Annotated in this window: 8 protein-coding genes; all 8 read right to left on the reverse strand. The window is 28.3% G+C overall.

Going from position 1 to position 13,809, the window contains the following annotated elements:
• Positions 1-28: 28 nt before the first annotated feature.
• Entirely contained in the window at positions 29-2,317 is a 2,289-nt protein-coding gene (gene metE, locus K324_RS0102090; protein WP_026747689.1) for a 5-methyltetrahydropteroyltriglutamate--homocysteine S-methyltransferase, read from the reverse strand.
• Positions 2,318-2,522: 205 nt separating this feature from the next.
• Entirely contained in the window at positions 2,523-3,437 is a 915-nt protein-coding gene (locus tag K324_RS0102095; RefSeq protein ID WP_026747690.1) for a LysR family transcriptional regulator, read from the reverse strand.
• 247 nt (positions 3,438-3,684) lie between these two features.
• Positions 3,685-4,521, reverse strand: coding sequence for an SDR family oxidoreductase (locus K324_RS0102100; protein WP_026747691.1), 837 nt, complete (start codon positions 4,519-4,521; stop codon positions 3,685-3,687).
• A 23-nt stretch (positions 4,522-4,544) separates the two neighbouring features.
• Entirely contained in the window at positions 4,545-7,223 is a 2,679-nt protein-coding gene (gene leuS / locus K324_RS0102105) for a leucine--tRNA ligase (protein WP_084533524.1), read from the reverse strand.
• Between the two features lie 276 nt (positions 7,224-7,499).
• Positions 7,500-9,617 (reverse strand): DEAD/DEAH box helicase, encoded by a 2,118-nt coding sequence (locus K324_RS0102110; protein WP_026747693.1) that lies wholly within the window; start codon positions 9,615-9,617, stop codon positions 7,500-7,502.
• Positions 9,617-10,933, reverse strand: a complete 1,317-nt coding sequence (locus K324_RS0102115) for an ATP-binding protein (protein ID WP_026747694.1) — start codon at positions 10,931-10,933, stop codon at positions 9,617-9,619. The genes K324_RS0102110 and K324_RS0102115 overlap by 1 nt, the downstream gene beginning before the upstream one ends.
• Positions 10,926-12,824, reverse strand: coding sequence for a tellurite resistance TerB C-terminal domain-containing protein (locus tag K324_RS0102120; protein ID WP_026747695.1), 1,899 nt, complete (start codon positions 12,822-12,824; stop codon positions 10,926-10,928). The genes K324_RS0102115 and K324_RS0102120 overlap by 8 nt, the downstream gene beginning before the upstream one ends.
• Positions 12,825-12,920: 96 nt before the next feature.
• Positions 12,921-13,805 (reverse strand): tetratricopeptide repeat protein, encoded by an 885-nt coding sequence (locus K324_RS14150; protein WP_051354372.1) that lies wholly within the window; start codon positions 13,803-13,805, stop codon positions 12,921-12,923.
• Between the last annotated feature and the right edge of the window lie 4 nt (positions 13,806-13,809).

Genomic DNA, 13,809 nt, shown 5'->3' on the forward strand with positions numbered 1-13,809 from the left:
TCTGTTAAAAGTATACTTGGCAACACTTTTATAATCTGCTTTTCACAATTTCCGTAGCTTTCACAAGATTTTCCAAACTTTTTACCGTTTCTACAATTCCTCTTGTCTTTAATCCGCAATCAGGATTTACCCATAATTTTTCTTTTCCAATTTTTTCAATCATTATTTCCAAAGCTACTACAATTTCTTCAACTGAAGGTACTCTAGGAGAATGAATATCGTAAACTCCAGGCCCTACTTCTGTTTCAAAATTATTTTCTTTCAAGAAATCGAGAATTGTCAATTTTGATCTTGAGGCTTCAAAAGTTATAACATCAGCATCCATATTATCAATATCTTTTATTATGTCTTCAAACTGGCTGTAGCACATATGTGTATGAATCTGTGTATCCACTTTTACTCCGCTATGGCAAAGTCTAAATGCCTTCAATCCCCAATCAAGATATTCCTTATGCCAATCTTCTTTTCTTAACGGTAATTTTTCCCTAAGTGCAGCTTCATCTATCTGAATTATTTTTATTCCTGCTTTTTCTAAATCCAATACTTCTTCTCGTATGGCAAGTCCAATTTGAAATGCCATTTCGCTTAATGAAATATCTTCTCTTGGGAATGACCAGTTTAGTATTGTTACAGGCCCTGTAAGCATTCCTTTAACAGGTTTTTCAGTTAATTTTTGAGCATATTCTGAATATAGAACTGAAATTGGTTTAGTTCTTTTCACATCTCCAAAAATTATTGGCGGTTTTACACATCTTGTTCCATAAGACTGAACCCACGCTTTTTCTGTAAATATATATCCTGCCAGATTTTCTCCAAAAAATTCAACCATGTCATTTCTTTCATATTCTCCATGCACAAGCACATCAAGCCCTATTTCTTCCTGTAATTCAATACATTCTTTTATGAAACTGAATACATTTTTATCATATTCTTCCTTATTAATTTCGCCTTTTCTAAATTTACTTCTATTTAGCTTCACTTCCTTTGTCTGTGGAAAAGATCCTATTGTAGTTGTTGCAAGTAAAGGAATATTCAACTTTTCTCTTTGTATTATCTGTCTTTCCTTTCTTGTACCTTTTCTTACAAAATCATTATCCGTCAATTTTTCAACTTTATCCCTGACTTCCTTGTCTTCCATGCCTCTTTCAGAAGTTATGATTTCCTGATTTTTTATATAAAATTCATTTTCCTGTGCTTTTTCCAATGAACTTTCCCAAAGAATTTGACTCAATTCTCCCAATTCTTTTAATTCTGATAATTTTTCCTCAGCAAACGAGAAATGTCTTAATATATTTTCTGATAATTTTTTTTCATTTCTCAAAGTATAAGGCACATGAAGCAATGAACAAGATGTCGTTATTACTACATTTTTAACCTTTTCCTTTAAATTATTCAATATATTTAAAACTTTTTTATAGTCACATTTCCAAATATTTTTCCCATTTACAACTCCTGCAAATAAAACTTTATCTTTTGGAAATCCCTTTTCAGCTATTAATTTCTCAGTTTGTCTTCCCTCAGCAAAATCAAGACCTATCCCATCAAAATCAAGTTCTGTTATTGTCTTGTAGCAATCTCTCACATCTCCAAAATATGTTTGAAGTAATACTTTTACATCTTTCTTATTTTTCAAAATCTCCATATAAATTTCTTCAAACAAATTAATATCTTCCTCTGTCTGATCTGTTACCAATTGCGGTTCTTCAATTTGAATCCACTCGATATTTTTTTTGTTACACTTTCTCAACAATTCTACATAAGCATTGACAATATCATCTAAATAATCTTTTTTATCTTTATTTCCAGTTGTTTTAGCCAATTTATAAAATGTAAATGGTCCAATCACTGACGGATGAGTATTCACTCCTAATTTCTCAGCTTCCTCAAGTTCATTAAATATTTTATCTGAATTTAACTTAATTTCTGCATAATCATCCAGTTCAGGCACTATATAATGATAATTTGTGTTATACCATTTTCTCATTGAAAGAGCCTTTACATCTCCTTTTTCCCCTTGATAACCTCTAGCAATTGCAAAATATGTATTCAGTTCATTTAACCCTAAATCTCTATAATGCTTTGGAATCGCATTCAATAAAATTATTGTATCCAATATTCCATCATAAAATGAAAATGTATTTCCTGAAATAAATGAAATTTTCTCTTCCTTCTGTTTTAACCATTGATTTTTTCTAAGCTCTTTCGCTATTTTCAAAAGTTCATTTTCTGTAATTTCATTTCTCCAATATTTTTCTATTGCAAATTTTAATTCTCTATTTTCCCCAATTCTAGGGTATCCAACAATTGCTGTTTTCATAATCTCATCTCCTTTATTATAGTAATATCTGTCCTTTTCAAAAGTTTATAAAATTATATCAGCATAACACCTTTCAATTTTAAAATTCTAATTTAATATTACTAACTATTTTTGATGAAATTATTATATACAAATATTTAATTTCTGTAAAATATATTTATTTTTCAGTTTGTTATAACTTTAGTTTATAACAATCTATTTAAATTTATGGAATTTCTGTATATTTCAAATGCTCCTTCAAAGCCTCAACATAAACTTTCCCATAAACACTCAGTTCAATATTTTTCTGCATTATAATTCCAACTTTCATATACTCGTCCACTTCCAGTGGTTTTGCAATAATATTTTCCCCATTCAGCTCTTTACTGATTATTCCTGTACTTACCGTATACCCATTAAGCCCAACTGCCAAATTAAACAAAGTCGCTCTGTCTCTCACTTTTATATTTTTATCCCTGTCAAGTGTACTCAATATTTCTTCTGAAAAATAAAAAGAATTATAATCTCCCTGTTCAAACGACAAATATGGATATTCCTTCAAATCCTCAAGGCTAATGCTTTCCTTTTTTGCTAACGGATGATTAAAGCTGATGAAAACATGTGGTTTTGCTGTAAACAGTTCGACAAATTTCAAGTTATTTCTTTTTATCATTTTCTCAATCACAGTTTTATTCGCTCCCGAAGTGTACAAAATTCCAATCTCACTTTTCCTCTTGCTCACATCCTCAATAATCTCATTAGTCTGCGTTTCCCGAAGCGTAAAATCATACTTATTCTCTCCAAACTTCTTAATCACATCCACAAAAGCATTCACTGCAAAGGAATAATGCTGAGTTGATACCGAAAATCTCCGAGTTATCTTATTCCCCTTCTTATACTCTTCCTCCATCAAATTTGTCTGCTCTAGAACCTGCCTTGCATACCCAAGAAACCTATCTCCCTCAAGAGAAACAATTACTCCCTTATTTGTTCTGTTAAAAATAGTTATATTCATTTCATCTTCCAGCTCTTTTATAGCTTTAGTCAATGCTGGCTGTGAAATAAACAGCTCTTTTGCCGCATCACTTAATGTTCCTTTTTCAGCGACTGTAACTACATACTTTAACTGTTGCAATGTCATTTTAACCTCCTTCTTAAATACAATAAAAAGCCAGCTTTAATGCCGACTTTTCATTATCTATTTACGTAGTTTGATTTGTCAAATTAATACTAAAATTCCATTTAAAAAATAATGTTTATTTATCCAAAACTGAATCAATCCTTTACTAAAAATAGTATGTTATTCAAGATTTATAACAATTCTGCTACTTAAACAAGGAATAGTATAAATTGCAAAAATTTATTAAATTATTTTATTATTTTTTTAACTACAATTGTTTCAAATATTCCATCAATGAAGTCGCCTTACGTCCCAAAACTTTTTCAATATCATTTGAAATTCCAGCTTGTTCACCTTCAGCGATTGCCGTATAAGTTGAAACCCACGAATCGTATTCCCATTGTTCGGCTTTCCAGATTTTACGTGACTCATAAGCCTCATCTACTGTTTCAGGAATATACTTAATTTCTTTACCTAAATATTTACTTACAAGTTTTGTAATTTCCTCCATAGTCAATTCCTCAGGCCCTGTCATATTCAAAGCCTGATTTTCCCATTTTTCTGGATTTTCCAAAATTTTAGCAGCCACTTCTGACACATCCGAACGTACCACAACCGAAACTTTCCCATTTCCAGCAGGCCCTTTTATTTCTCCATATTCTCTATATAGATTTACAAAGAAATCCGCATAAAAATTATCCCTCAAAAATGTATATTTGAAACCATTTTCCTTAATATACTCTTCTGTTGCAAAATGATCCCTAGCCAACGTGAATACAGAATTTTTTGAAGCATTATAAAACGAAAGATAAATAATGTGCGAAACTCCTGCTATTTTAGCCACATCAATAAAATCCTTATGCTGCTGAATACGATTAGGATTTTCTGAACCCGACACCATAAAAAGCACATCAATTCCTTCAAGCGATTTTATAGTATCTTCTGACTTGTCGTAACTTGATTTAAAAACATCAGAAAATCCCATTTTTTCAGCTTTTTCCTTATTTCTAGCCAAGTTTCTCACTTTTATGCCATTTTCTTTGCATAATCTTGAAACCATTCCACCTAAATTCCCTGTCACTCCAGTTACTGCGATTTTAGCCATTTTATTTTCTCCTCTTTTTCCATTTATCCCTTTACAACAATATTAACCAGCTTATTAGGCACAACAATTACCTTAACAACTTCCTTCTCATCAGTAAATTTCTGAACTTTTTCCGAAGAAAATGCTAATTTTTCAGCATCATCTTTTGAAATTCCAATTTGTGCAGGAATCATATCCCTAACTTTTCCATTTACTTGTAAAACCAAGTTAAAGTTGTTTTCCACAGTTAATTTTTCATCAAATGTTGGCCATTCTTCCTCAAAAGTAAGAGTTGTATTTCCTAAATCACTCCATAATTCATCCGCCACGTGCGGTGCAAAAGGTGCAATTAGTAAAATCACTTTTTCAAGAACTTCATGCCATACTTTTTTACTTTCTGATGAAATATCATTTTTATCAATTACATTTTGCTTGTAAGTTGTCATATCGTTTAGAAGTTCCATTATTGCGGCGATTGCTGTGTTAAAGTGGAAATCGTCCTCAATGCTGTCTGTAACTTTTTTTACAGTCTGATGTAATTTTTTCTGAATTTCCTTATCTTTTTCACTTCTCGCATCTAAATTAATTCCATAATTATCTTCCTTTGATGCATTTTTATCAGCAAAATCAGCTGTTGATGAAATTAACAGATAAAGTCTGTTTATGAATCTGTAAGCCCCTGCAAGTCCATTCATATTCCATTCCAATTCTTTTTCAGGCGGTGCAGCAAATAATGTGAAGACTCTTGAAGAGTCAGCTCCATATTCCTTCACGATTTCTTCAGGATCTACTCCGTTGTTTTTAGATTTACTCATTTTTTCAACTTTTGTTGCCAATTCTTCTCCAGTTTCCTTAGAAACAGGTTTTCCATCCTTCATCTCTACTTCTCTTGGGAACAAGTATCTTCTTTCATTTTGAGAATAATAAGAAGGCCCTAAAACCATTCCTTGTGTCAATAAACGCTTAAATGGCTCATTTGTGTCAACATATCCTAAATCTCTTAATGATTTGTGGAAAAATCTTGCATAAAGCAAGTGCATTACTGCATGCTCAATTCCACCTATATATTGATGAACTGGTGTCCAGTTATCTGCATCTTCCTTTTTAAACGGCTCTTTATCATTGTGAGAATCCAAATATCTCAAGTAATACCATGAAGAATCAACGAAAGTATCCATTGTGTCAGTTTCTCTTCTACCTTTTTTCCCATTTGGCAAAATTACATTTTTAAATTCCTCAGAAGTTTCAAGCGGATTTCCTTTTCCGCTAAACTCAATATCTGTAGGTAGTTTCACAGGCAAGTTTGCTTCCTCTTCCAAGTAAATATTTTCATCTTCATCATAAATCACAGGAATCGGAGTTCCCCAATATCTTTGTCTACTAATCAACCAGTCATGAAGTCTATAATTCACAGTTTTCTTACCAAGTCCAATTTTTTCCAATTTTTCAGTAATTTTCTCTTTTGCTTCATTACTATTTAATCCATTAAATTCTTCTGAATTTACTAATACTCCAGAATTTGTCAACGCATTTTCCATTTTTTCAACAGAAACTTCTTCCAAATTACCATTTTTATCAACAGGATTTACAACAATTTGCAAATCTAAATTATATTTTTTAGAAAACTGAAAATCTCTTTCATCATGTGCCGGCACTGCCATTACTGCTCCAGTCCCATAATCCATTAACACATAATTTGCAATCCATAACTGCACTTTTTCACCATTCACAGGATTAATCACATACAATCCAGAAAATACTCCTTCTTTTTCCTTATCTTCCGCTGTACGTGCAATTTTATCTTCATTTATCATTCTTTCAACAGCTTCTCTTATCGAAGGATTTTCTTTCAGAATAACTTCCTCAACCAACGGATGTTCTGGTGCAACAGTTGCATACGTAACCCCATAAAGCGTGTCAGGCCTTGTCGTAAACACAGAAATTACAACTTCTCCCTTGTCATTCAATTTTAAATGTGAATTTCCATCATTTTCAAATTTATAATCTAAAATAAAGTCAACTTCAGATCCTGTTGATTTTCCAATCCAGTTTTTCTGCATTGTCAATACTTGCTCTGGCCAATGTCCTCTAAGTTCTTCATGCCCTTGCAGTAATTCTTCTGCATATTCTGTAATTTTGAAATACCATTGTGAAAGTTCCTTTTGAATTACGTCAGTTTTACTGTGACGCCAACATTTTCCACCTTCAACCTGCTCATTCGCAAGCACTGTATTACAGTCAGGACACCAGTTTACATAAGATTTTTTCTTGTAAACAAGCCCTTTTTTATACATTTCAATAAAAAACTTCTGATTCCACTTATAGTATTCTGGAGTATAAGTGCTAAGTTCCCTGTTCCAGTCATAAGAAAGTCCCATAAGCTTCATCTGTCTTCTCATATTGTCAATATTCGCTTTAGTCCATTTCCCAGGATGAGCCCCATGATCAATCGCCGCATTTTCCGCAGGTAACCCAAAACTATCCCATCCAAACGGATGCAACACATTAAACCCTTTCATCTTCTTATATCTAGCAATCGCATCACCAATCGCATAATTTCTCAAATGTCCAACATGTAATTTCCCTGACGGATACGCAAACATCTCAAGCACATAATAATTCTCTTTCCCCTCAATCTTATTTTCCGATTTAAAAACATCTTTTTGTGCCCATTTGTCTTGCCATTTTTTTTCAATTTCATTAGGATTATATTCCTTAATCATTATTTTTTCTCCTTCATTTTTCAGTATTTATAATTTTGATTTTTTATTCATTTTACAAATCTGTAACTAAACTCCGTTGTTTTAACAGTACATAATGCAAATTACTACTTCAATTCATTTCACAATTCTATTCTCCTAATTATTAATGAATAAAATAATTTTTAAAATTTAAAGCATATGTATTTCCTATTTTTACCTAATAATTGTACTATATTTTGAAATTTTTGACAATTATTTTTCAATTATTTACTTTAAAATATTTTATACATTTACCTATCATTTTCTAATTTCTAAAAAATTTTTAACACCTTGAACATCAAGTTTATTATCTATAACATATTTAATTTTTAAATTATCTGGTACTAAAAGCATATATTTATTTGAACTTAAGTAAGCATCTACTAAACTTATTTTTTCTAACTTCCTTGACTCTTTTATATCATTTTCAAAAAAATTCACAATTTGTGTTTCATTTATCCCACTTTTTATAATATTGTTTATAGCTTCTTCTATAACATTATCATTTGATTGAATTGTATCATTTAATTCCCTAAAATCTTTTAAATCTAAAAAAATCAATAATAATATCATCAAAGTTCTGTCTATTTTAGTACTTCTAAATGTTTTTATATCTTTTCTATTTTTATCTAAATAAAAATAAATTTTTTGTTTTAAAATAAGATTTTTTGAAATAATTTCCAAATTTTTTCTTATTTTTTCAGAATATTTTTCCCAATTTTTTTTATCGAATAAAATTTCCTTCATTTCTTTTCTTAATTCATCAGTAATTTCTCCCTCTTCTCCCAAAAATCTAGGTGCTTTCCCATCTGTTGCCTTTTTTACAAATATTTTCTTTACCTTTTCATCTACTTTTTTTATTTTCCAAATTCCTGCGGCCAAATATATATTATCATCTATATTTACTCTTATACCTAGTGGAAGTTCCCCTACTTTATTTTGATTATTGTATACTGAATACATATCCTCTACTTTAAATTGAGTGTAAAACTCTGCTTTTTTTAACAATTTCTCAAGATTAATTCCTGCGATAACATTATTGTCCAATATTTCAATATATTTCTCTTTCAAAAGATAATTACATATATTTGAAAACTCTTCGTATTCAATATTTTTCCAAGTTTGATATTTTTCTCTCAATTTTTTAAATTCTGATAAATTTATTTCACTCTTTTCAACTATTAAAGATAATATTTGATGAGCCATTACATCATAAGGTTTTTTCACAACATCTATTTTATCAACTTTTCCTTTTTCATAAATTGAAATCGCTGCCAATCCTTGCAATAAATTCCATTTTTCATCTGAAATAAAATGCAAATTATTTATTCCTATTCTTCTTCCACTCCTACCTAATCTTTGAGCTAATGATGACACCGAATAAGGAGCATTGTATTGAACTATGCTATCAACAGCTCCTATATCTATACCCAATTCAAGTGTTGATGTACAACATATTGTAAATAAATTTTTATTAAATTCTTTAGCAAAATTTTCTACCATTGTCCTTATGTTTTTGCTTACTGAAGCATGATGAGAAAAATAACTTATATTAATTTTTTCTTTTTGAGCTTTTTTCTTCAGATTTGCCGCTATCATTTCTACATTTTGTCTTGTGTTCGGAAAAACTAACATTGTTTCAGTTTTAGAATATTCATAAATCTTATTTAATGCTTCTGTTTCATCAGAATAAAAATTATAATCTATTTTTAGTTCATTTCTTCCTTTATCTCTAATTATTTTTGTTGTTCTTTCATTTTGAAAAATTTCTTTTAAGTCTGAATAATTTTCTTCTGATACTGTTGCAGACATTCCAATAATCCTAGGATTATTATTTTCTATATACGAGTTCATTCTCTCCAGTAAAGATTTAAGCTGAATTCCTCGATTAGAACCAATAAAACTATGAATCTCATCTACAATTATATTTTCAATACTGTAAAATAACTTTTTCACTCTATCTGATTTTGTTACAAATAATGCTTCCAAACTTTCAGGAGTTATTAATAGTATTCCTTTTGGATTTTTTAAGATACTCCTTTTTTTACTTTGTGAAGCTTCTCCATGCCATCTAGTAACAGTTATTTCCATATATTTACATAATTCTGAAATTCGATTAAACTGATCATTAATTAATGCAATTAATGGAGAGATATATACTATTTTTACACCTTCTTCCCAATTTTTAATACTGTTAATTGCAGGTAAAAAAGCCGCTTCTGTTTTTCCTGAGGCCGTAGGTGCAATTAAAATTAAATTGTCTTTACTTTCGTTATAAAGTTTTATAGAATGAGTTTGTATTTTAGTAAATTGTTGCCAATTTTGATCATAAATGTATCTTCTGATTTCTTTTTTTAACATATTATAAATATCCATTAAAATACCTCTATTTCATCATCAAGATTATTTTCATCCTTTTCCACTTTATTCATTTTTCCTAATTTTGCTTCTATTATTGCTATTACTTTTTCATTTGGATTCTGTCTTATTAAATCTAAAATTTCGATATAATCCTTTATTACTGCTCTTGGTGTTAAAAATTCATCTGCTCCTGGAAGATTTAATTTTCCTTCCATATATAATTTTATTTCGTTTGTATCTAGTTCTATAGAAGTTTTATAATTTACATTGTAAATATCTCTCAGTCTTTCTAAAAGAATAAATATCTCTTCATTGCTCAAAGGTTTTAATAATAATACAGATTTCTTCGTATTAATTAAATTTGATAAATCATCATTTTCTGTTCCTAATCTCCCTTTTAATGCTTCATAACTTGACATTCCTCTAACTTTATCATATACTGTTTTTTTAGTTGCACCAAAATTTATAAACATTCCCCTCGCCTTATTAGATTTACATTCATTAAAAATATTCAATATCTTTTCATAATTTTTTTCTCTAGTTTGTGATTGAGGTATCTTGTATAAATTAACTAATTCATCAAAATTAACTACAAAACCCGAGTATCCCATATCTAAAATTAATTCTCCAAATGTTTTCAAGGCCTCATACCAGTTATCATCATTGATTATCTTCCCAATTCCTAATTCTCTTTTTGCTTCGGTTTTCGTTTCAATATTTCCTCGAAGCCATCTTAAAGCTTTTTCCTTTTTCTCATAGTCATCTTTTAATATTCCTCTATAATATTGAATAATTGCTTGTCCAAACTCATAAGATATTGATGATGTTGTAAACGAAGAAGTTAAATTTAGTATTTCTTTTTCAATAAATTGTGGATTTTCATTCAGTTCTTCTATTCTCAAATTTTTATTATTTACAATTTGATTCTTAACTTTTTCTATCCAAGTTTCTATTATTGTATTTATAGCTCTTCCATTTTGAGCAGTCTGAACTACTATATTATCTATTATTTCACTGTAAAGAGCCTTTGATTTCCCGTCTGTTGAATAAAATCTTCTTGTAGGATTCAAGTCAACTGTAGAAACAGCAAAATTCTTTTGTAAAGCAATAGATTCTATTGTTCTTAACATAAAACTCTTTCCTGAACCAAAATCTCCCACCCAAAATTTTATTTCACTGTCTCCTTCGCTTATTTTATCCAATATTTTTACTATTTCTTGAACTTCATTATTTCTTCCAACTAATAAATGCTGTATTCCTCTTCTAGGAGTTATCCCTCCTTCTATTGCCTTAATTACACTATCTGCTTCTTTCAAATTTATTTTAACCATTTTCTTTCAGCCACTCCTTCATATCATCAATATAAAATTCATCTATTTTCACCTTATTATTTTCAAAAATTACTACCTGATCATTAACAACATCATACACTTCTTTATTTATAAAATCTATATAAGCATTTAATGACATATTTTTTTCTTTAGCATAATTTTTTAAATCACTTTCTTCCATTTTTTGAGTTTCTATTATTATTTTCAATATTTCTTTTATTTTATTATCTTGAAAATTTTCTATTTTTTCTTCTTCTTTATTCTCAACAACTATATCTTTTTGTTCTTCATTATAAATTTTACCAATATCATCTTCTTCATTTTCTTCTTTTAAATATTCTTCTAAAATATTAACTGTTTCAGCAAATTTCTCTTTTGTCACTTTTACTTTTTCTAAATTCAAATCTATTTTTTTCATTTTCTGAAACTTTAATAATTTTAATTCCTCGTATATTTTTTGAGTTATTTCATTATCTTTGTCTAATAGTTTTTTATAATCTTGAAATCTATCAGCAGATATTATTTTTTCTAACATTTTTACTTCAGTTTTTTTCAATTCTCTATTTCTATTCAATAGAAATAAATAAAATAATTTATAGTCACTATTTTTTTCTTTTTTCAGTAATTCTTTTATTATTTTTTCCAAATTCTCATCATTATTAAATCTTATTATTAAATTTATTTTTTTCTCATTGAATAATTCTATGTATCCTAATTTTAATTTCCAATCTTTAGGATAGTTTTTTATCTCATAAGTTATAATTGATTCAATTTTTTCTTTGGATAACTTAAAATTTTCAATATTTTCTAATAATTCATTTAACATTGATTTAGGAAAAAATTTTTTTATACTTTCTAATTCTTTTTCTGTTTCAAGTATTTTGTAATTTGGTATAAAGCTTCTAATCTTGTTTTCAACTATTTTTAAAATTGCGTATAATCCTTCTATTTCATTATATTCAAAATAACCATAATCTTGTAAATTTAAAATAGCATTTATAATTTTTTTACTTTTCTTTTTTAGTTTTTCTTCAGTTTTTACTCTTTCTTCTATAATTTTCCATTCATCCAAATATAAAAGAATCATTTGCTTCTTAGCTTCATAATTATTCCAAATTTTAGTTTGCCTAAAACTAGTCCTTTCCAATATTCTTTTTTCTAACTCTGACAAATTATATTCTTCTCTAAATTTTCCATCTTTATCCCAATATCTATAAGGCAAACCATTTGGTGTTAAATTGTAATATTCAATAATTTCATTATTTAATCTAGGCAATTTTTCTAAATATTTATTTATTTCATCTATTACAACTTTACTTGTATCTTCTTCTAAAATATCCCAAAAATCTTTAAAATAATAATTATTTATATCTATTTCATTTCCTCTATATTTACTATTTATTATTCGTATTGCTCCATAAAAAATATTCTTAAAAGTTTCTCCTCTAAAAATATAATTTTTTCCTTCAAATTTTGCAATTTCTTTGACTAATATCTTATTTTTATTTTCCAATTCAACATTTGAAATTTCACATATTTTATTATAAAGATCTAAAATTTTTTCTCTTAAAAAAGGAACTTTTAATTCACTAAAACGATAGTATTCCATCCTACCTAATTTAGATTTCCAATTATTAACAATCTTTATATTTTCATTTCTAAATTCAGTATAGTCTATCTTTTCTTTTTTAAAGTTCGTAACATCTATTATATTATCTTCTTTACTATAAAAACTATCTTTTTTCTTATTCTCACTATTATTTATCAATTTTTTTTCAAAAATCTCATTTTTCAAAGTATAATTTTTATTCTTTAAAGATTTTTCTTCATTATTCTTAAACTTTATAATTTTAGTCATTTCTTTTATTAAATCTAAAATATAATTTTTCATATTTTTTTACTCTTCAAAATTCCTTTTCCTAAATTTTTAAATTTTATTATCATAGTTTTTCCTCCTTTCTTACATCCCGTTTATCACTCGTTCAAATTATTTCTTCAACTTCACAACTTTTTTCGATTTTGCCCCAGTTTTTTCCCCTAATTTACTGTAAGCCCAGAAAACATACATGCTCGTTCCAAACAAATATTCATTATCTGATAACGAGAACATAAGTTCATCGGTTGTAAAACGTCTGTATCTCATATCACTTATTTGGTTAAGATAAATGTCACCTCTATCATTCATTATATCTTTAAAGAATTTTTTTATTCCTTTCACATTTTTTTCAATTTTTTTCAAATAATTCGCCGCTTTAGCGGATTCTCCTTTTTTAAAATAAAGAACTGAAAGTGGAAGCAATATTTGTACTTCATCATGCCCACCGTATTTTTTATAAAGTTTTAAAGCATTTTCTTCATCTTCAAAAAAAGCATAAAGTGACATTAGTCTAAATCGTACTCCCATATTATCGTTTTCATTTAACTTTAAAATCTCTTCATATTCTTTAATGGCTTTTTTCATCATTCCATTTTCCACTAAAGTATTTGCGTAGCTACACTTTATTCTCATATATGGACGAGTTTCAAAAATTCCCCAGAAATGTCCAATATTTTCTTCATCAAAGTATTTTTCTCTTTCCATTATTTCATTCCCGTGCTTCATTACTTTTTCCAATTTCTTTAACATTTCAAGTGAATCTGCTGAAGTTGCACTAGCTATTAAATATTCAGCATCCAAATTATCTTTATCCAATTTTAATACTTTTTTTGCATATTTTACTCTTTCGCTATCAGTATCCGCCTCAAATGCCAAATCTAAATAGTCGTACACAATTTCTTTTTCATTTTCACTAAATTCTTCTTTTCTCAGAAAGTTTTCATCATATTGTTCTTGAAATTCATTTATTAATTGTTCTATTTCTTTTTCAGTCATTCCT

The sequence above is a fragment of the Leptotrichia trevisanii DSM 22070 genome (assembly GCF_000482505.1).
Taxonomy (GTDB): Bacteria; Fusobacteriota; Fusobacteriia; order Fusobacteriales; family Leptotrichiaceae; genus Leptotrichia; species Leptotrichia trevisanii.